Genomic DNA, 20,124 nt, shown 5'->3' on the forward strand with positions numbered 1-20,124 from the left:
CCAGGCTGTCAGTGCCATGGTCGAGCCGGCCGTGCGGGGCGTCCAACAGCAGTTGTTGCTACCCCCCATCGCCGATGCGAATGGACGGCAGAGTCGGCGACGGCGACAAGCCCGCCTCCTGCTTGCCCGGGCTGGCGGGCGGCAGCGCGGGAAGTACTGGCCTGACGGCGGCGCTGAGCCACAGCCGCCGCGATCGGGGCAGGGACGTGGTCCAACTCGGGGAACGCACGGGCGCCGAGTTCGCGCATCGCACGAGTCTGCCGCTCGACCGCCTCAGCGACGAGCGGGTCCGCCAGCCGGGCCGTGGCGGCCTGCCGGTGGGCGGCGAGCGCCCGTTGGTAGCCGTCGCTGGCCGACTCGCTCGTCTTCACGGGCCTCTTGGGCACGGCTGGCACCTGCGGGACGTCATCGTCCCGGACGGACACGGGCAAGGAGCCGGGCGCGAGGATCATCAGGGCGCGCACGACCGTGCGGCCGGCCGACGCGTTGGCGGCCACGATGACGCGGACCTGCTCCAGGCGCAGCTTCGTCGCCCAGGCCGGCGACTCCGGGCACACGCTGAGTCGGCCGGAGTCGGCGTCATACCCGATGGCGGTGACGTGCGCGGCGAAGGTCGGGGTGATGGCCGCCCAGCGGTCCTGAAGCGTGGCGCCGGCGGCCGGAAGTTCCCAGGCCCGCTCGGTGACCAGCGCGCCGATCGCGGCACCGAGGCCCATCGGCTCGCGCCCGTCGCGCCGCACCATCCGGGTGGCGCGCGGCTTCGGCTTCGCCGTACGGCTGTGCCGTTCTTCCTCGGAGTCTCCCCTGCGGCCCGCAGTGCGACCCGGGCCAGGTCGACGCCGGATAGCTCGCCGGTCATGACTGCCCCCAGGGTAGGCAGCCGACGCTGAGGTGCTGGAGGCGGAACAGGCGGGTCACCTGCTTGACGAGCTCCCTGGTGAACAGGCGCTGTGCCGAGTGCTCGCCGTGGCGGGCGATGTGGTCGTGGACGACCCGTTGGTCGTGGACGACCTGTTGGTCGTGCGCGGCGCGGGGGCGCCAGTCCAGGACCTGCTCGCGGGTCAGGTCTTCGAGGACCAGCTCCTGGCCGTCGATGTCCGTGCACCCCGGTTTCGAGGGGCGTGGGAACGGCCGGACGGGGCGCGGGCAGTACAACCGGGGTCACCGGCGCGGCCAGGACGTCGTGAGGCGGTTACGCGGGCGCGAGCTGCGGCGGCCTGCCGGGCGCGGACCTGCTGCCACTCGTGCGCCTTCGCCCACATCCTGGCCGTCACATCCTGGTGAAGCTGCCGCGCGACCGCCGCCCTCCGCTTCACCTCCGACGCCCCGGGCATTACGGCGTCGACCTTGGCCGCGGCCGCGTGGCGCTGCGCACGGCGGTCGGCCTGCCGGTCCTCGCACCGGGGCAGTCCCGGCCGGAATCGAGCAGCACCCGGTCGTCGCACCGTACGTCGCCGCGGTGAACGTCTCTGGCAGCGCGGGCTCGGCCGCCAGGAGACGACAGTCGGGGCAACCGGGGAGTCGGTTCTCGCTGACACACCGTTCACGACATCCCTAACATCAGGCGCGGTCGGGAGACGCGTAGGTGATGCCGACGTCTCCGGCGGAGGTCGCCCGGTCAACCCGAAGGTCACCGTCACGTGTTCTCAGCGGGACGATGTGGGGCGCCGAACTCCTGGTCGGTGAGTGTCCCGAGCAGCGGCTTCGCAGCGACAGGACGGGCCTCGGGGAACTCCGCACAAGGGCCCGCAGTTACCGTCGGGAGTGACCCATATGCCAGCCCACCGCGGGTGGCGGTCGGTGATGGGCTTGCCGCAATCCGCGCAGAGCACAGCCGGGACACCGTGTTGGCGTAGCAGGCGGGCAAGTTCGGTCGGCTGGAGCTCGGGGACGTGGTCGTAGTTGCCGAGCCAGCCGGACATGATCTGGGAGCTGTTCCACGCAACGGTGTCGCGCGTGTCCTCCCAGGTGGTGTCCGGGCCGACCGGATGGAGAAGACGCCATCCGAACACCGACCGGGTTCGGATCAGCGGTCCTTGGGCATCTCCGTACGACGTGGTGGAGTCCGCGCTCACAGGACCCGCGTCGTGTACGTGACCGGGCAGCCCAGGGCGGACAAGGCCGAGACCGCCTGGCTGGCGCGCCGCGCGACATGGCCCGGGCGGTGCCGGGGTCCACCCAGCCGGGCGGGGCCACCTCCTGATGACGGGGAGATTCGATCTTCGCCTGCGCCATCGAGGCGAGGCGCCGCTCATCTCCAGCAATCACTCCGCCTGGTGTTCCCGACCTCCGAAGTCCGGGCTGGTGTAGTCCGGGCTGGTGAAGCTTGGGCGTGGGCCCGGGGTGGAATGGCCGTCGGGGCTGCTGAAGCCCGGGCGGTCGAAGCCGATGTGCGGCAGGCGGCCGGTCGGCGCCGGAGAAGGGGCACAGTGCAGGCCGGACGCCGCGGCGGGGTCGCCGAGGGCAGCCTGCAGGAAGGGGAAGATGCCGCGTTCCAGCAGGGCCTCGTGCCAGGCTTCCCTGGCCCGGGTCACCTCGCCGCTCGAAGGCCATGTGTCAAGCGAGGGAGTGTTGCGCAGGATGGTGAGCAACAGCCCGCCGGCGGCGACGAGGATCGCGGCCGCGGTCACGGCGCCGAACACCCAACCGCCCGTGAGCATCGCTTGGGCGAACGCCGACTTGGGGTAGACCATCTTCGAGATGTAGCCGACGATCAGGAAGATCGCCGTGGCGGTTCCGGCCAGGATGGGGTCTGTCAAATGATCGTTTTACAGTCCCCGAAACGGCCCTTTTCTCCCGAGGCTGCCACGAAGTGACAAGTAACTCAGCGTGTCGTTAGGGCCCTGGCCTCGGTGCGGGTGGGGAACATCGGCACAGTGGGCGCTGAGATTGATCACGGTCGTACAGCACAGTGTGCGTGTGCGCGCCTCGTCACAGCCGCATGACGATCAGGGCGGTGTCGTCCGTGAGGCCGGCTGGGGGGATCAGGTCGGCCAGGAGGGCGTCGCTGAGGGTGTCGGGGTCAATGGTGCGGTGCCGGGTCAGGGATTCGGCGAGGCGGGCGAGGCCGGTGTCGATGTCTTCGTGACGGCGTTCGACGAGCCCGTCGGTGTAGAGGAGAAGGATGCAGTCGTCGGTGAACGCGGTCTGGGCCTGGGGGCGGGGGGTGTGCTCGGGGCGGGCGCCGAACGGTGGGTCGGTGGCCTGGTCGAGGAAGATGACGGTGCCGTCGGGATGACACAGGGCGGGCGGGGGGTGGCCGGCGCTGCTGTAAGTGAGGATGCGGCTGTTCCAGTCGATGAAGACGGATGCGGCAGTGGTGGATTCGGCGCCGTCGACGGAGCGGGCGTACAGGCCGAGGACTTCGAGGGCCTGGGCGGGGCCGGTGGCGACGCGGGAGGCCGCGGACAGGGCGCTGCGGAGCTGGCCCATGACGCCGGCGGCGCGCAGTCCGTGGCCGACGACGTCGCCGACTGCGACAGCGGTACGGCTGCTGCCGGGCAGGTCGACGAGGTCGTACCAGTCGCCGCACACGTTCAGTGCCCCCATGGCGGGCCGATAGCGTACGGCGGCACGGTGGTGGCCGAGTGGCCGGGGCGCGGGCAGCATCGCCTCCTGCAGGTGGAGGGCGACCTCGCGCTCGCGGGCGTGGGCCTTGCGCAGGCGTTCGTTGACCTCCTGCAGTTCCCGGCCCCGGGTGTAGAGCTCGGCTTCCAGCACCCGTGCGCGGTCCCCTTCCGGCCGGCCGCCGCGGGCGCGGATGAGTTCGGTGACCTCTTCCACCCGGTGCAGCAGGAGGGCAACGCTGCCGTCGGGGGCGAGGACGGGGACATTGACCGGGCTCCAGTACCGCTCCTGCCACATCCCGGGCCGATCGAGATCTTCCACGTCGTAGCGCTGCAGCGCCATCGTGTCGGGCTCCCCGCTGGCTGCCACCCGGCGCAGCGAGGCGTACAGGTTGCGCGTGCCGTTCGCGGCGGGATCGCGAGGGCTGTCGGGGAAGACGTCGAACAGGAAGCGGCCGATGAGCTGGCTGCGGGCGCGCCCGGACAGGTTGGCATACGCCTCGTTGACGTCCGCGTACACCAGGTCGGGCGTCAGCAACGCCACACCGGCGGGAAGGGCCTGGAAAACGGCCTGGTAGTCGATGCCGGGTCCGTTCACGGTTCCACCTGCCGCACCTGCGGCTCTCGTCGGTCATGCGTGCTTCCACCATGGCACGCGTGCGGGCCGCGGGCCCGTCGAGAGCGCGTTGGAACACTTCCGCGATCAGGCCGTGCGGAACCGTCACCGGCCGACCGTCCGAGGCTGCCAGCAGGTGAGCGAGCGCCCGGTCGGCTGCCGCCTCCCACTGCGGGCTCCATGACCACCAGTGGTCCAGCCCGAGCAGCGAACCCCATCTGGTGATCGGGGCAACCGGGGGCGTGCCCGTCCCCTCCGCCAGCAGTTCCGCCCAGGAGAGCGTCGCGGTGCTGGTATTGTCGACGGGGACGCGGCGCACGGCATCTGGCGCGAGCCAGACCGCCTGCCAGAGTGAACAGTCGTCGATCCGGTTCGCCACAGGCAGGCCGCACGCCTCGCACCCCGTGTTGGGGCCGTCACCCCAGTCGAGGTGCAGCAGTAGCCGCCGGCTTTCTCCGGGATGAGCACGGTGCCACGAGTATCCCCAGGTGCGATGACGATCCTTCCGGGCGCGCCCAGGCACCCGGAAACGGTGCTCTCGTCGAACTCGTGCTCCCCCAGCACTCTTCTTCTTGACCGTCTCATCGTCCTCTCATGGACCGGTCGGCACCCTGAAGCCGTGAACAGACACCTCAGGCACCGGTACGCCGCCGATCCGCAGCAACGCTCGGAGAGCACACGATTGTGCCGCTCCGTCGCGAGCGTCGTAGCAACGGTGCTGCTGATGACGCTCACCACACTCGCCACCGCGTGTTCCCGCTCAGAATCGGACATGGGTGCGGATCCGATAGACCGACCCAACGTTTCCGCTCAAGCAACGGCGCTGCGTAAGACCCCTCTGGTCCCTGCGCACGGAGCGCTGCTCGGTCACTACTACGGTGCAGGCACGATGGCTGAGACCGACGCGCGCGTGGGAAGAAAGCCAGCCGTCCACCTCACCTATTACAACTGGGCGGACGACTGGGCCGGTTCCCCGACCGTGCGCGGAGACTTCGCTGACGGCCGCATCCCGCTGGTCAACTGGGAGCCGTTCGACGTCGACTTCGACGACATCATCAGCGGAGATCTGGACACGACGATCCGAAAGCGCGCCGACGGGGCCAAGGCACTCAGCAAGGAGTTCTTCCTCGACTTCGCGGCCGAGATGAACGAGCAGGAAGGCTGGGGCGGACACGACCCGGCGAAATACATAGCCGCGTACCGCCACATCCATGACATCTTTGTGGCACGAGGCGCCACGAACGTCATCTGGGCGTGGTGTCCGAATGTCACGGACAGCCCCGACGCCCCGTCGGCGATGGCCTACTACCCCGGCGATCGATACGTCGACTGGACCGGCGTCGACGGATACAACTGGGGCACGTCCGATCCCGATTTCCAGTGGCAGAGTTTCCCCCACCTCTTCACCGCGATCTACGCCAAGCTCGCCGCGAAGGGGAAGCCCGTCATCATCGGCGAGATGGGCTCCGATGAGGTCGGGGGCAGCAAAGCATCATGGATCGACGGCATCGTTCCGGCACTGAAGACAGAATTCCCGCTGATCAAGGCGCTCGTGTGGTTCGACATCGACAAGGAACGCCACTGGCAGATCAACTCCTCGCCGTCGTCGCTTGCGGCCTACACACGCATGGCGAAAGACCCATACCTCAATCCATGACGCTGCCCTTGCCGAAATTCTCGTCCGTGCAGGTCAGGCTGCATGCTGCTACTCGTGGAGATGCCGCCGAGGCGATCGCGCCGTCGTCCGCCGAGGCGGGCGATCCCGTCGGGCTCGATTGATAGGAGCGGGCAGCGGGTACGGCGGGCGGGCGTGGGCGATGCCCTGGTGGGGGCGGTGGGAGTTGTAGACGTCTTCGGACTCTCACAGTGCGTGGCAGATGCCGCTGGTTCCAGAGCAGCATGCGGTCCAGCAGTTCGCGGCGGCAGGTCTGCACCCACCGTTCCGGCTGCGCAGCCTCGTCCACGACCCCATGCAGTAAGGCCAGTTGTTCCTCCTTGGGGACGCCGCCCGCATCGTGTCCCCCATGGGCGGCAAGGGCATGAACCTCGCCTTGTCCGACGCCGATCTCTTCGCCCGCGCGGTCCAAGACCAAGTCCGCGACAGGTCATCAGTTCCGCGCAGGCCAGCGCGGCCGTCGGGGAGTTGGGACCGGCCGAGGCCGCGCCCTACGATCTCCGCGGTTGAAGCCGGCGCCACGGGGCACTGCCCTGGCTCACGGTGCCGACTGGATGTCGCCGCGCGTGGAGGATGTGATCGTGTCGCCGTGCGCGAAGTCGCCCGGAGGGATGCCGGGGTGGTGACCGACGCGGGCCGACGGTACCGGGGCCGAGGGGCCGAGGGTGAGCCGGGACACGATGCGGTAGCGGTCTCCGCGGTAGATCGAGTGGACGTACTCGACGGGCTGTCCCGTGGTGTCCGAGGTGAGCCGCTCGAAGAGCAGCGCCGGAGACAACTCGGGCACGTCGAGCAGTTCGGCCTCGGCCCGGGTCACGACGGTCGGTTCGATCGTCTGGACGGCCTCCCGGACATGCACGCCGTGCTGTTCACGCAGGTGCTCGTAGAGGTCGCCGGCCTCCAGTTCCCCGGCGGACAGGGCGGGGACCAGATCGGCCTTGATGTGCAGATGCTCGATGGCCATCGGGGCGCCGTCGACCAGGCGCAGCCGCGCCACGTACACGATCTCGGCGGCGGGGGAAAGGTGCAACTTGCGGCCCACGCGGGCGCCTGCCGGGATGGTGGTGAACTCCAATAGCCGGCTCGACCAGGCTCCGGCGGCCCTGGGAACGGTCATCGCCTGTTGCCCGGAGACGAGTTCCTGGGTGATCTTCTCGGGCGCGACGAACATGCCGCGTCCGTGCTCCCGTACCAGCAGCCCCGCGGCGATCAGTTCGTCGGCCGCCGCCCGCAGGGTCGGACGGGACACACCAAGGCGGGCGCAGAGGGCCCGCTCGGAGGGGATCGCGTCCCCCGGGCGCTGTGACTCGACCAGGTCGAGGAGGAAGTCGCGCACTCGCTCCCGTTTGAGTACCGCACCTGGTTCGTCGGCCGTCATGTCGCACTCCCTCTTGCCCGGAATCTCAGTTGACCAGTTGACCAGCGGTCGCCTGCGATCGCCCTCGTGGTTCGGGAATTGTAACGGCTGTCGGGTCGTGATCGTCCGCAATCCTGCTGAACTTCGCACCAAAGCCCGTTACGCCCTAGGGGGTTGACGCCCTGATTGGTCTATGCCACCTTCTTCCCCACATCACGAGGTGAGCTGACCAGTGGACTTCACTGGTCAGACTGGTCAGGCTACGTCCTCCAGAGGTGAACCGTGAAGCTCCGCTTGTTTGCCGGTGTGTCCGCGCTCCTGATGACGGCCGGGCTCAGTGCCTGCAGCAGCTCCTCCGATGCCTCCGACGACAGCTCCGGCGGCAGCACCACCATCGACGTGTGGCTGATGCGCGACAGTGTCTCGACCCAGTTCCAGAACGACTTCGTCAAGGACTTCGAGGCCGCCCATCCCGACATCAAGGCCAAGGTGCAGATCCAGGAGTGGGACGGGATCGGCGAGAAGGTCACGGCGGCCCTCGCCAGCAACGACGCCCCGGACGTCATCGAGACCGGCAACACTCAGGTCGCTCAGTTCGCACAGAGCGGAGGGCTGCTCGACCTCAGCGACAAGGTCGGCGAACTCGGCGGGCAGAACTGGCTCAAGGGCCTCGCCGAGCCGGGTTCCTACGAAGGCAAGCAGTACGGCATCCCCTACTACGCCGCCAACCGCGTCGTCATCTACCGCACCGACCTCTTCAAGAAGGCGGGCATCGACGCGACCGCCATCAAGACCCGCGACCAGTGGCTCGCCGCCACCAAGAAGCTCAACACCGGTGGTACGCAGGGCATCTACCTGCCCGGCCAGAACTGGTACGCCCTCGCGGGCTTCGTCTGGGACGAGGGCGGCGACCTGGCCACCCAGTCCGGCGGCAAGTGGAAGGGCAGCCTTGACACCCCCGAAGCGATCCGCGGCATGGAGTTCTACAAGAAGCTCCAGGCCCTCGGCAGCGGGCCCAAGGACGCCGACGAGGCCAACCCCCCGCAGGCCGACGTCATGGCCAAGGGCAAGGTCGCCCAGGCCATCTCGACGCCCGGCGGCGCCAACGTGGTCATCCAGAACAACCCCGCGCTCAAGGGCAAGCTCGGCTTCTTCCCGATCCCGGGGAAGACAGCCGACACACCCGGCGCGGTTTTCACCGGCGGCTCCGACCTCGTCATACCCACGGCCTCCACCAAGCAGGACGCGGCCTACACCTTCATCGAGGAACTCGCCGGCGACACCTGGCAGAAGAAGCTGGCTCTCGTCATGAGCTATGTCCCGAACAAGACCACCCTGGCCTCCGCGGTCGCATCCGACCCGGGAGCCGCGGCCATGGCGGTCGGCGCGGCCGAGGGCCACGCCACGCCCAACACACCCGGCTGGGCCGCGGTCGAGGCCAAAAACCCGATCAAGGACTACATGACGGCCGTACTCACCGGAGGCGATGTGCAGAAGGCGGCCACCACGGCGTCCGACGCCATCACCGCGGCAGTGAACTCCGGCTCCTGAACCGTCGTCGACGCATGGGAAGGAGGAGCGCCGTGTCGGCAGTCCGAGAGCAGACCGCGGCCCGCCCCCCACTCACCACCCGGCCACCCCGGCGGTCCACCGACGCGGGCAGGCGCCACCCGTCGACGGCCGCTGGCCGCGGGATCTGGCCGTACCTCCTGATCGCGCCGGCTGTCCTCGGCACGCTCTACCTGCTCGTCTATCCCCTGGTCCGCTCCGTGGTGATCTCGCTCCAGGACTTCGGTCTGCGCCAGCTCATCATGGGCGACGCGCGTTTCGTCGGATTCAGGAACTACGAGACGCTGCTGAGCGACGACCGCTTCTGGGAGGTGGTGCGCCGCACCTTCCTCTTCATGGCGGTCAACGTCGTACTGATCATGGTCCTGTCCACGCTTGTCGCGCTCGTGGTCGAACGCCTCGGCCGCTTCGGCCGGACCACGGTCCTCAGCGCACTCGTGCTGACCTGGGCGATGCCCGTCATCGCGGCGACCACCGTGTTCCAGTGGCTCTTCCACTCGGAGTTCGGCATCGTCAACGCGGTCCTGACCGACCTGGGGTTCGAGTCCTTCCACCGCTACCCCTGGTTCGCGCACGGCCCGGCCGCCTTCGCGATCGTGGTCCTCCTCGTCGTGTGGCAGTCCGTGCCGTTCGCCGCGATCACCCTGTACTCGGCCCTCACCACCGTCCCCACCGAACTGTACGAGTCGGCGCGGCTCGACGGGGCGTCGGGGCCGCGGATCTTCCGCTCCATCACCCTCCCGATCGTCCGGCCGATCTTCCTGCTGGTGCTCTCGCTCGAAGTGATCTGGACGTTCAAGGCGTTCGTCCAGATCTGGGTGATGACCAATGGCGGGCCCGGCGACGCGACCACGATCCTGCCCGTGTACGCGGTGCAGACCGCCTTGTCGAGCCAGCGCTACGACCTCGGCTCGGGAGCCTCCATGCTCACCGTCGTGCTGATGTCGGGCGTGCTGGTCTTCTACTTCCGTCAGATGTTCCGCCAGGAGGACGAGCTCGGATGAGCACCACCCGGCCCCGGATCCGCCGCCTGCCCTTGAACGCCGCCGCCGTCGTCACGGTCGTAGTCTGCCTGTTCCCGGTCTACTGGATGGTCGCCACCGCGTTCACCCCGACCCGCGACATCCAGTCCGACAACCCCCGGATCATCCCTGAGAGTTGGACCCTCGATCACTTCCGCACCGCCGTCGGCGCAGCCGGCTTCGGCCTATTCTGGCGCAACAGCGTCCTCGTCACGCTCAGCGCCGTCCTGCTCGCCCTCGTCATCGCGCTCGGCGCCGCCTATGCGGTCGCCCGGATGCGGTGGAAGGGGCGCCGGCAGTTCATGCTCATGGTCTTCATCGCCCAGATGGCGCCCTGGGAATCGCTGATCATCCCGGTGTACATCATCTCCCGGGACACCGACATGCTCGACCGGCTGCCGACCCTGACCCTCGTCTACTTCATGATGACGCTGCCCTTCACCGTCATCATGCTGCGCGGCTTCATCGGCACGATCCCCCCTGAACTGGAGGAGTCCGCCCAGGTCGACGGCTGCACCCGGCTCGGCGCGTTCCGGTACGTGGCGTTCCCGCTGCTGGCACCCGGGCTGATGGCCACCTCGCTGTTCGGCTACATCACCGCCTGGAACGAGTTCGCGTACGCCAACTTCCTGATCATCAAACAGCAGGACCACCGCACCCTGCCCGTGTGGCTGTCCTCGTTCCAGAACGTCTTCGGCACCGATTGGGGCGCCACCATGGCCGCCTCGACCCTCTTCGCCGCCCCGGCACTCGTGGTGTTCCTGCTGCTCCAGCGCCATGTCACCGCCGGCTTCGCGGCCGGCGCTGTCAAGGGCTGACCACACACCACCCCCACGCGACCTGCTTCCGGAGACGATCCATGCCCGCACACCGACCTGTGCTCGCCCTCGTCCCCCGTCCCGCCAAAGCCGTACTCCGGCCGGGGCACTTCACGCTCGACACCGACACCGCGCTGCGCATCGGTGCGGGCGCCGAACCGGCCGCGGAACTGCTGCGCACCCTGCTCGCCCCCGCCACCGGGCTGCCCCTGCGACCGTCCCCGGGCGGACAGTTCACCCTGGCACTCGCCTCCGGGCTCACCGGTCTCGGCGACGAAGGGTACGGGCTCACCATCGCCCCGCACACCGTGCTGCTGCGCGCCGCGCACCTCGCCGGCCTGCTGCGCGGCATCCAGACGATCCGTCAACTCCTGCCTCCCGAAGCCCTGTCGGAGACCCCGCAGCCCGGTACGCACTGGGTGCTGCCGTGTGCCGAGATCACCGATGTCCCGCGTCACCCCTGGCGCGGCGCGATGCTGGACGTGGCCCGCCACTTCCAGCCCGTCTCCTACCTGCGCCGATACGTCGACCTGCTGGCCCTGCACAAGATCAGCATGTTCCATCTGCACCTCACCGACGACCAGGGCTGGCGCATGCCGGTCGCCGCCTATCCGAAGCTCACCGAGGTCGGCGGCCACCGCGCCGAGTCGCAGACGGGCCCGGCCGGCAGCGGCACGTACGACGGCGTCCCGCACGACGGGGCGTACACGCGGGCCGAACTCGCCGACCTGGTCCGGTACGCGGCCGCGCGCGGCGTCACCGTCATGCCGGAGGTAGAGATGCCCGGGCATGTACGCGCAGCCCTCGCCGCCTACCCCGGACTGGGCAACCACCCGGAGCGCACCCTCGACGTCTGGACCCGCTGGGGCGTGTGCGACACCGTCCTCGGGGTCCACGACGAGGCCCTCGGCTTCTGCCGTACCGTCCTCGACGAGGTCATGGACGTCTTCCCCGCGCCGTACATCCACATCGGCGGCGAGGAGTGCCCCACCGTCGAGTGGACGCACAGTGCCGCCGCACGCGCACGAGCGGCGGCCGAGGGCTTGCGGAACCCCGAGGCCCTGCACGGCTGGTTCCTCGGGCAGATCGGCGACTTCCTGGTCCAAAACGGACGCCGCCCGGTCGGCTGGGCCGAGACCGGCGCCGAACTTCCCCTCGACTTCACCGTGATGACCTGGCGCGACCCGTCCCACACCCGCACGGCGGCCCACCGCGGCCACCCCGTCGTGAACGCGTACCACCGGGCCACCTATCTCGGCTACGCCCAGTCCGACGACCCGCGCGAGCCACTGGCCCAGCCCGGAGGCGTCGTCGATCTGCGCGCCGTCCACGCCCACGACCCCGTACCCGAGGACACCGATACGGACGTGGCCGGGCGGGTGCTCGGCACCCAGGCCCAGCTGTGGACCGAGTTCGTCAAAACGCCTGCCCGCATCGAGTACCTCACCTACCCGCGGCTGTGCGCCCTTGCCGACCGCGGCTGGAGCTGCGTCACCGACTGGGCCGACTTCCGTGCCCGCCTCGCCGAGCACACGGCCCGCCTCGACGCGCTCGGCGTCCGGTACCACTCCTGACATCACCCCGAACACCGCCCCAGACCCTGTCCCGTTCCGGAATCACCCCACCTTCTGGAGAACAATGATGAGATTCGCGAAGAAACGGCTGCGTGCCGCCGCGTCCGCCGCCGTCGCGGTGGCCATGGGCGCCGCTGTACTCACCGCACTCCCCGCCGCCGCGGCCGACGACGGGCTGAGCGTCCAGTACCGGACAAGCGCCACCGGAGCCAGTGCCGACCAGGCCGAGCCCTGGTTCAAGGTGAAGAACACCGGAACCACCGACGTGCAGTTGAGCGGCGTCAAGATCCGCTACTACTTCAAGGCCGACTCGGCGAGCGCGACCTACCGCTTCGCCTGCTCCTGGGCCGTCAAGGGCTGCGCCAACGTCACGGGCACCTTCGGCACGCTCGCCCACCCGACCGCCACGGCCGACAGCTACCTGGAGATCGGATTCACCTCGGGCGCCGGATCGCTCGCCCCGGGCGCGGACACCGGCGACATGCATCTGCGTTTCTACCAGTCGACGTGGGCACCGCTGAACCAGAGCGACGACTACTCCTTCGGCGCCTCCCAGACCTCGTACGGCGACTGGTCCAAGGTCACGGCGCAACTGTCCGGCACCACCCTGTGGGGCCGGGCCCCCGCGGGCAACGACCCGACGGACCCGCCGACCGATCCCCCCGCAGGCGGCGCCACACTGTTCGACGACTTCAACTACAGTGCCTACAACGACCCGAAGATCTCTGCGCACGGCTGGAACGTGCGCTCCGCCTCCGGCGGCCCCGGTGTGTCCGGTGCCACCTGGGCGCCCGAGAGCGTCACCTTCGCCACCGCCGACGGCAACTCCGTGATGAACCTGGAGACCTCGACCGCGGGCACCGGCGAGAGCACCAAGCAGACCGAGGTCGTCACCAACATGCGTAAGTTCAAGAACGGCACCTACGCGGCCCGGGTCAAGTTCAGCGACGCGCCCAAGTACGGCCCGGACGGCGACCACCTCGTCCAGACCTTCTTCACCATCAACGACCTCACCGCACCGATGGCGGACGACTACTCCGAGTACGACTTCGAGTACCTGCCCAACGGCGGCTGGGGCGAGCCCTCGAACATCCTCTACACGACGTCCTGGGAGACCTACCAGCCCGACCCGTGGGTGGCGGTCAACCAGCACACCGAGGGCCGTCAGAGCTACAACGGCTGGCACGACCTCGTGCTGACCATCGACAACAACAACATCAAGTACTACATCGACGGCCAACTGTTCGGCACACACGACTCCGCGTACCTGCCGGAGCGACCGATGTCGATCAACTTCAACCAGTGGCTGATCGACTTCGGCGGCCTGACGAGCTCCACCGCGCGGGCCTACGACGAGCAGATCGACTACGTCCTGCACGTCAAGGACCAGGTCCTCACACCGGCTCAGGTCGCCGCGAAGGTGGCGGCGTACCGTAACGCGGGCACCACGTTCGAGGACACCGTCCCCAGCAGTTGATCGCAGCGTCGCCGTGCGCCCGGCGGGCAGGCACCGGGTGCGCGGCGGACGCGTTCGACCGGCTTCAGCGGAACGCTACGTGGCCTGCCGCCTCCGCGGAGATCACCAGGGGCCTCGAACCAGAACGCGGAGCGCTCGAACCCCTGCACCACTTCACGGGGCACGACCCGAAGCGGCGCCCGCCGGCTGTCCACTGACCATCTTCTTCCCGGTCCTGGGCGTACCTCAGCAGGGCCGGGGTGCGTCGGTCCGCGCCCATGGGAACGACCCGAGATGCCTGAATGACCATCTTGAGTCGCAGGTGAAGAAGTACCGCTCCGTGGCGCTGCCAGGCTCGTCCGGGTGGGGGGCGGCCCCTGACCTTCACGGACGCGATGGCCGACGCTGACGCGGGCGAACGACGCCGGACGTGAAAGGAGTCTGCGCGCGCCGACTGTGCCTGCGGGGCCATCGTGACGATGCGTTGCCCGGCGAGGAGTCACACCCCGGACCGTATGAATCGTGACCTACATGGTGTTTGCCCTGCCCGTTCCGATGCGGAGAAGGCCGGTCATTCGGCTTCAGTCCCTGGCGGCACTCCCCAAAGGGTTCACCGCTTCCGGTGCGGGGGCGGCTGTCCAACTCGCCAGCAGGTCCAGCGCCCTTCGGGAGTCCGAGCCGGGGGCCGCGGTGTAGGCGATGATCGTGAGCCCCGGGTGGGCCGGGAGTTCGAGCGCCTCGTAGTCCAGGTCGAGGTCGCCGGCCATCGGATGGTGGAAGGTCTGGATGCCGCTGCGGTAGTAGGTGACGTCGTGGGCTCCCCACCCGGCCCGGAACTCCTCGCTGGACTCGGAGAGCTCGGCGATCAGCTCGGCGAGGTCCGGGTCGCCGGGGTTGCGGCCCAGCTCGTTGCGCAGACTCCCCACTGTCAGCCCCGCGGTGTTCGCCCAGTCCCGGTAGAACCCGGCGGAAGGCTTGAGGAAGATGAACCGGGCCAGGTTGGCGGGACGTTCCGGACCAGCCAGGACCTCGGCGTACAGGGCGCGGCCGAGGTGGTTGGCTGCGAGCACGTCCAACCGCCCGTTGCGCACGAACGCGGCAGCCCCGGTCATCGCGTCCAGAAGCTGCTGGACGTTGATGCCTACCCGTCGGGGCGTGGGCGGACGCCGGTAAGCCGGAGAGGCGTTCGCGGTCCGTACGAGGTTGAACAGGTGCGCCCGCTCCACCTCGTCAAGGCGCAGCGCGCGGGCCAGGCACTCGACCACGTCGTCGGAGACACCGCGCACGTTGCCGCGCTCCAGGCGGGTGTAGTACTCCACGCTGATGTCGGCCAGCCGGGCCACTTCCGCACGCCGCAACCCCTGCACGCGGCGCCTGCCACCGTAGTCGGGCAGCCCCGCCTGCTGCGGGGTGATCTTGGCCCTGCGCGTGGTCAGGAACTCGCGGATGTCGTCGCTGACGTCGATGCCGGATCGCACGCTGCAAGCCTACGCACCACCTCGGCCCGGGGGTCCCTGGCAGTACCCCCAACGACTGTGACTCCCTGCCCGCCCCGCGGGCTGGTTGCCTGGAGATGTCTTCGCCCCGTGACGAACAAGCCACGTACCGCAGGTCGACGCCTCCTCGCTCGAAGGACCCTGATCCGCCATGCTGCTCAAAAGCTCCACCACCCGATCAGCCGCCGTCGCAGGCGCGCCGGCCGAGCGCCACACGTCCGCCACGCTGGCCGCGGCCGTCCTCGGCTTCTTCGTCATCACCCTCGACGCCACCATCGTGAACGTGGCCCTGCCGTCCATCCGCGCGAGCCTGGGCGGCGGCATCACCGGACTGCAGTGGGTCGTCGACGGCTACACCCTGATGTTCGCCGCGCTGCTGCTGTCGGCCGGAGCCCTGTCCGACCGGATCGGCGCCCGCCGCGCCTTCGGCTCCGGGCTCGCCCTGTTCGTCGTAGCCTCCGCCGCCTGCGGACTCGCGCCCAGCCTCGGCGCGCTCGTCGCCGCGCGCTTCGTCCAGGGCGCGGCGGCCGCGGTCGTCATGCCCACCTCGATGGCCCTGATCCGCCACGCCTACCCGGACGCGGGCAAGCGCTCGCGTGCCGTGGCGATCTGGGCCATGGGCGGCGGCGTGGCCGCTGCGGCGGGCCCGGTCCTCGGCGGTCTGCTCACCCTGGCCGGCTGGCGGATGATCTTCTACATCAACCTGCCCATCGGCATCGTCACCCTGCTGCTGCTCGCCCGCACCCAGCCCTCACCGCGGCACAAGGTCCCCTTCGACTTCACCCGGCAGATCACCGGCGTCCTCGCGATGGGCGGCCTGACCTACGGCGCCATCGAAGCCGGCGCCGCCGGGCTCACCTCCCCGCGGGTACTGCTCGCCCTCGCCGTGGCCGTCCTCGCCTCCGCCGCTTTCCTGATCGCCCAGGCCAGGGGCAGGCACCCGATGGTGCCGCTGGACATGTTCCGCTCCCGCACCGTCGTGGTCGCGGTCGCCGTCGGGTTCGCTTTCATGGTCGGCTTCTACGGTCTGCCGTTCCTGTTCAGCCTCTACCTGCAGCAGATCCGCGGCCTGTCCGCGCTCGGCGCCGGCATCGCGTTCCTGCCGATGATGGCCATCAGCGCGTTGCTCAGCCCGTACTCCGCGCGGATCGCCGAAAGGCTCGGAGCACGCCGGACCATCGTCACCGGCCTGGCCGTCATGGCCGCGGGCTCGGTGATCCTTAGTGGTCTGCGTCGTAAGTCCTTCGGGGGTTGACTTCAGAGCCGGTCGTGGGTGTGTGCACTGTCAGCTGTCGAAGGCGGTGAGGTGGAGGTGGCAGGCGGTGTCGAGGGCGTCCTCCGGGGTGCCGCTGCCAGTGCCGGTGGGCAGGAGGGCGTCCTGGTAGCGGTCGCTGGCCGGGTCGTGCAGGGCGAAGCCCCAACGGCTGGCGGTGCCGTGGTAGCGCAGGCGCATCAGCTTGACGCTCTGGCCGTCGGCCAGTTCACCGTCCACGTAGGCGTACTGGCCCCGGTGGCGGACGCGCAGGCCGGCCAGCTGCGGCCAAGCGGCCTTGGCGTGCATGTTCAGATACAGCTCGAGTTGGAGCCGGGTATGTTCCGAGGGCGTTGGCACAGCGGACATCCTGCCGGAGGGCCGGCGATCGGGGGGCGGGCAGGATACGGCCTGTCGTGATCCACTTCTCGTGATCGGCTTGCCCGCCTTGCCCGTTGCCCCTGCCCGCTCGATAACCCTGACCGCCTCCGAGCGCAGGCGGCTCAAGACGATGGCCTACGGCCACAAGACCGAGCACCGGCTCCGTCAGCGCGCCCAGGTCGTCCTGCACGCAGCCCGGGGCCGCCCCAACGCCCGCATCGCCCGCGAGACCGGGCTGCACCTGGACACCGTCCGCACCTGGCGCGGCCGATTCGCCGAGCACCGGCTGCCCGCGCTGTCCGACCGCAAGCGCTCCGGGCGTCCCGCCTCCTTCACGCCGCTGCAGACCGCCCAGGTCAAGGCCCTGGCCTGCCAACTGCCCGCCGAGAGCGGCACACCGCTCTCGCGCTGGTCAGCCCCGGAGCTGGCCCGCGAGGTCGTCGGCCGCGCCATCGCCGGCGCGATCTCCGCCTCCACCGTGCGGCGCTGGCTCAGGCAGGACGCGCTCAAGCCCTGGCAGTACCAGTCCTGGATCTTCATCACCGACCCTGCCTTTCGGTCCAGGGCCGAGCTCGTACTCGACCTCTATGCCCGCATCTGGAACGGCGAAGCGCTTTGCGCGGACGAGTACGTGATCAGCGCGGATGAGAAGACCTCCATCCAGGCCCGCTGCCGCTGCCACCCCGCCCTGGCCCCCGGGCAGGCCAGGGCGATGCGGGTGAACCACACCTACGGCCGCGGTGGCGCCCTGGCCTACCTGGCCGCCTACGACGTCCACCACGCGAAGACCTTCGGCCGCTGCGAGCCGAGAACCGGCATCGCCCCGTTCATGGCCCTGGTCGACCAGGTCATGACCCAAGAGCCCTACGCCAGCGCGAAACGCGTGTTCTGGGTCGTGGACAACGGATCCTCCCACCGCGGCAAGAAGGCCGCCGACCGGCTGACCGCCGCCTACCCGAACGCGGTCCTCGTCCACACCCCGATCCACGCCTCCTGGTTAAACCAGGTGGAGATCTACTTCTCCGTTGTGCAGCGCAAGGTCGTGACACCCAACGACTTCACCGACCTCAACGAGGTCGCGGACCGGCTCCGAGCCTTCGAAGACCGCTACAACGCCACGGCACAGCCGTTCCAGTGGAAGTTCACCACCTCCGACCTGGACGATCTCCTGGCCAGGCTCGACCGGCACACCGCCGATCACCCAGAAGAATCCTCCGCCGCCCCGGCAACATGATCAACCCCCGAAGGACTTACGACGCAGACCACTTAGCCTGGTGCCCGCTTCAGTCTCCGTCTGGGCCCTGGCGCTGCTCCTCGTCCCGGTCGGCGTCGCCGCCCCGCTGATCATGCCTCCGACGACCGCCCTGCTGCTGGAGCACGTCCCCGCCCACCGAGCCGGCACCGCAAGCGGCGTCTTCAACACCAGCCGCCAGGTCGGCGGCGCCCTCGCCGTCGCCGTCTTCGGCGCCCTCATCACCAGCCACGCCGGATTCGTCCACGGCCTGCGGGTCAGCCTCGTGCTCGCCGCCTTGGTCGTCCTGGCCGCAGCCGCCGCAACGCTGCTGCTCCGCCCCTCCGCAGCCGGCGACCAGGCGTAACCCCGCGGCCTGCGCAGCCCATCGGCCCGGTCGCCTCACCCCGTGCGGCGAAGGCGACCAGTACGAGGCAATCCGTCCATGCCTTCCAGTCGGGTCCGGTGGGTCGGTGGGAGGTAGAGGTCGTCCCTGGCGTTGCGGCGGGCCAGTGTCAGCTTCCGGCCGCGGCGTGCCGCGAGGTCGCCAGCAGGGCGTGGGAGAACATCGGCAGCCCGCCGGGCTGGTCCGCGACCTCTTCGACGATCCTGGCGCTGAGCGCCCCTTCCACCAGCAGCCCGGCGGCCAAGGTCGGCCTGATCACGGCCTCCCGCAGTTCCGCCGGGGTCATCGGGCCGACCAGCAGGTGGACGTCCCAGGATGTGATCCGAGGCTATGGCCGTTCACGGCCCGCGGTGACGAACCGCCGTGCAGCGGCGATGCGCTCGACCGCCGTGGGGTGGGTGCCGAAGAGCACATGCTGAACGCGCGGCGGATCCGGGTCGCCGACATTGGCGACGGTGAGGCGGCGCTGCATGGCGATGAACTCCACCGGGTCACCGGTGAGTTCGAGGGCATGACGGTCGGCCCGCCGCTCGACGCGGCGGCTGACGGCGCACCCCAGCGGCCCTACCGACGCGGAGCCCACCGCCACGGCGGCCGCGAGCAGCCACAGCGACCTGGGGTCGGCAAAGCCGTCGACGCCCGCCAGGTCCAGCAGCGGCCGCCACCGTACGACCAGCGCGAGCACGCAGACCCCCGCGGCCGCGCCGAACGCACCCAGGACGGTTCCCCGGGCCACGTCCCGGTGTTTCACATGCCCCAGCTCGTGCGCCACGACCAGCTCCACCTCCCGGGGGGCGGCGGTCGTCAGGAGCGTGTCGTACACGACGATCCGCCGTGTCCGCCCGAAGCCGGACACATACGCGTTGAGCGCGGTGGTCCGGCGCGAGGCGTCCGCGACAAGCACCTCGCGCACGGCGATCCCGTCCCGCCCGGCCAGGGCCAGCAGAGCGTCACGCAGCGGGCCCGGCTCCATCGGGCGGAACCGGTTGAAGACCGGCTCCAGCACGACCGGCGCCAGCCAGGACAGCACCACCACCACGCACGCCGCGCCGAGCGCCGCCCACGCCCACCACCGGGCGGTCGCCCCCGCAAGCGCGTAGACGCCGTAGAGGGCGCCGAGCATCAGCGCTACGGAGACCAGCAGACCGCGCAGAACGTCGACCGCCCAACCGCCCCAGCCCTGCGTGACGAGCCCGAACCGGGCCCGCACCACCCGCACCCGCGCGGCGAACGGCAGCGACACCGCCTGCCGCATCACCACCAGTCCCAGCCCGCCGCACAGCACCCGCACCGCCCACCCGTCCCCGAACAGCCCCACCAGCCAAGCGCCCGCCGGCGTCAGCCCGAGGACCACCAGCAGCGCGAGCCCGGCGGCCCGGCCGCCGAGCAACCAGGGCAGCTGCGCACGCCGCAGCGCCCGCCCCCGTGCCGCCTCCCCGGGAGTGAAGTCCGGGCCGCCACCGGCCACAGCGACCCGCCCCGCACCCGCACCCGACCCGGCATCCGCGTCCCCGCCTGCCCCGGCACCCGCCGACGCGGGCTTCTGCTCGCCGCCGCCCACGCCCGCGCGCCGCCCGGCACCGTCACCGTCACCGGGCTCCTGGCCCGCGTCCGCCCCGGTACCCGCGTCACGGGACGCACGGTCCCGTTCGGGCACCGGACCACCCGCCGTCAGGTCGTCTCCAGACGTCATCTCAACTCCCGC

At 69.9% G+C, this 20,124-nt stretch carries 18 protein-coding genes and 3 pseudogenes; 11 read left to right on the top strand and 10 right to left on the bottom strand.

The features are described 5' to 3' along the window. Window positions 1–8 precede the first annotated feature (8 nt). The 5 genes and pseudogenes from ACSYGN_RS35820 to ACSYGN_RS35840 all read right to left on the bottom strand — a co-directional run. The gene (locus ACSYGN_RS35820) at window positions 9–743 is read right to left on the bottom strand and encodes a DciA family protein (protein ID WP_460404048.1); all 735 of its coding nucleotides are present in this window, start codon (window positions 741–743) and stop codon (window positions 9–11) included. Between the two features lie 112 nt (window positions 744–855). Next, the gene (locus tag ACSYGN_RS35825; RefSeq protein WP_460404049.1) at window positions 856–1,155 is read right to left on the bottom strand and encodes a hypothetical protein; all 300 of its coding nucleotides are present in this window, start codon (window positions 1,153–1,155) and stop codon (window positions 856–858) included. Between the two features lie 1,109 nt (window positions 1,156–2,264). After that, window positions 2,265–2,750, bottom strand: a pseudogene (locus ACSYGN_RS35830) (hypothetical protein); the annotation flags it as partial. Between the two features lie 181 nt (window positions 2,751–2,931). Continuing rightward, window positions 2,932–4,164, bottom strand: a complete 1,233-nt coding sequence (locus ACSYGN_RS35835; protein WP_460404051.1) for a PP2C family protein-serine/threonine phosphatase — start codon at window positions 4,162–4,164, stop codon at window positions 2,932–2,934. A 61-nt stretch (window positions 4,165–4,225) separates the two neighbouring features. Further along, window positions 4,226–4,698: pseudogene (locus tag ACSYGN_RS35840) on the bottom strand (hypothetical protein); the annotation flags it as partial. Window positions 4,699–4,801: 103 nt separating this feature from the next. On the opposite strand from ACSYGN_RS35840, the gene ACSYGN_RS35845 reads away from it, so the two are divergent. The 3 genes and pseudogenes from ACSYGN_RS35845 to ACSYGN_RS35855 all read left to right on the top strand — a co-directional run. Beyond that, a complete protein-coding gene (locus ACSYGN_RS35845; protein WP_460404053.1) occupies window positions 4,802–5,839 on the top strand; it encodes a glycoside hydrolase family 26 protein in 1,038 nt (345 codons plus the stop codon). Then, window positions 5,836–5,961, top strand: coding sequence for a hypothetical protein (locus tag ACSYGN_RS35850; protein WP_460404055.1), 126 nt, complete (start codon window positions 5,836–5,838; stop codon window positions 5,959–5,961). The genes ACSYGN_RS35845 and ACSYGN_RS35850 overlap by 4 nt, the downstream gene beginning before the upstream one ends. Before the next feature lie 206 nt (window positions 5,962–6,167). Beyond that, window positions 6,168–6,245, top strand: a pseudogene (locus tag ACSYGN_RS35855) (FAD-dependent monooxygenase); the annotation flags it as partial. A gap of 150 nt (window positions 6,246–6,395) precedes the next feature. Here the strand turns inward: ACSYGN_RS35855 and ACSYGN_RS35860 are convergent. Beyond that, complete coding sequence (locus tag ACSYGN_RS35860) at window positions 6,396–7,235, bottom strand: GntR family transcriptional regulator (RefSeq protein WP_460404056.1); 840 nt, start codon at window positions 7,233–7,235, stop codon at window positions 6,396–6,398. A 261-nt stretch (window positions 7,236–7,496) separates the two neighbouring features. Between ACSYGN_RS35860 and ACSYGN_RS35865 the strand changes: the two genes are divergently transcribed. From ACSYGN_RS35865 to ACSYGN_RS35885, 5 genes are all read left to right on the top strand, one after another. Continuing rightward, entirely contained in the window at window positions 7,497–8,765 is a 1,269-nt protein-coding gene (locus ACSYGN_RS35865; RefSeq protein WP_460404058.1) for an extracellular solute-binding protein, read from the top strand. A 32-nt stretch (window positions 8,766–8,797) separates the two neighbouring features. Then, entirely contained in the window at window positions 8,798–9,787 is a 990-nt protein-coding gene (locus ACSYGN_RS35870; protein WP_460404060.1) for a carbohydrate ABC transporter permease, read from the top strand. Then, window positions 9,784–10,623, top strand: coding sequence for a carbohydrate ABC transporter permease (locus ACSYGN_RS35875; protein ID WP_460404062.1), 840 nt, complete (start codon window positions 9,784–9,786; stop codon window positions 10,621–10,623). The genes ACSYGN_RS35870 and ACSYGN_RS35875 overlap by 4 nt, the downstream gene beginning before the upstream one ends. Before the next feature lie 41 nt (window positions 10,624–10,664). Then, complete coding sequence (locus tag ACSYGN_RS35880) at window positions 10,665–12,197, top strand: beta-N-acetylhexosaminidase (RefSeq protein ID WP_460404064.1); 1,533 nt, start codon at window positions 10,665–10,667, stop codon at window positions 12,195–12,197. Between the two features lie 64 nt (window positions 12,198–12,261). Then, complete coding sequence (locus ACSYGN_RS35885) at window positions 12,262–13,674, top strand: cellulose binding domain-containing protein (RefSeq protein ID WP_460404066.1); 1,413 nt, start codon at window positions 12,262–12,264, stop codon at window positions 13,672–13,674. Window positions 13,675–14,234: 560 nt separating this feature from the next. On the opposite strand, the gene ACSYGN_RS35890 is transcribed toward ACSYGN_RS35885, so the two are convergent. Then, window positions 14,235–15,131 (bottom strand): helix-turn-helix transcriptional regulator, encoded by an 897-nt coding sequence (locus ACSYGN_RS35890; protein WP_460404068.1) that lies wholly within the window; start codon window positions 15,129–15,131, stop codon window positions 14,235–14,237. Between the two features lie 169 nt (window positions 15,132–15,300). On the opposite strand from ACSYGN_RS35890, the gene ACSYGN_RS35895 reads away from it, so the two are divergent. After that, on the top strand, window positions 15,301–16,404 hold the full coding sequence (locus ACSYGN_RS35895) for an MFS transporter (RefSeq protein WP_460404070.1): 1,104 nt from the start codon (window positions 15,301–15,303) through the stop codon (window positions 16,402–16,404). 30 nt (window positions 16,405–16,434) lie between these two features. Here ACSYGN_RS35895 and ACSYGN_RS35900 read toward each other — a convergent pair whose 3' ends face one another. Then, a complete protein-coding gene (locus tag ACSYGN_RS35900; RefSeq protein ID WP_460391562.1) occupies window positions 16,435–16,761 on the bottom strand; it encodes a hypothetical protein in 327 nt (108 codons plus the stop codon). 88 nt (window positions 16,762–16,849) lie between these two features. On the opposite strand from ACSYGN_RS35900, the gene ACSYGN_RS35905 reads away from it, so the two are divergent. Both ACSYGN_RS35905 and ACSYGN_RS35910 read left to right on the top strand, forming a co-directional pair. After that, window positions 16,850–18,016: an IS630 family transposase gene (locus ACSYGN_RS35905; RefSeq protein ID WP_460391564.1), complete on the top strand. Its 1,167-nt coding sequence runs from the start codon at window positions 16,850–16,852 to the stop codon at window positions 18,014–18,016. Window positions 18,017–18,056: 40 nt separating this feature from the next. Beyond that, a complete protein-coding gene (locus tag ACSYGN_RS35910) occupies window positions 18,057–18,380 on the top strand; it encodes an MFS transporter (protein WP_460404072.1) in 324 nt (107 codons plus the stop codon). Between the two features lie 148 nt (window positions 18,381–18,528). Here ACSYGN_RS35910 and ACSYGN_RS35915 read toward each other — a convergent pair whose 3' ends face one another. Further along, a complete protein-coding gene (locus ACSYGN_RS35915; protein WP_460404074.1) occupies window positions 18,529–18,705 on the bottom strand; it encodes an nSTAND1 domain-containing NTPase in 177 nt (58 codons plus the stop codon). Between the two features lie 42 nt (window positions 18,706–18,747). After that, entirely contained in the window at window positions 18,748–20,112 is a 1,365-nt protein-coding gene (locus ACSYGN_RS35920) for a M48 family metallopeptidase (protein WP_460404076.1), read from the bottom strand. Window positions 20,113–20,124 lie beyond the last annotated feature (12 nt).

The sequence above is a fragment of the Streptomyces sp. YIM S03343 genome (assembly GCF_054729195.1).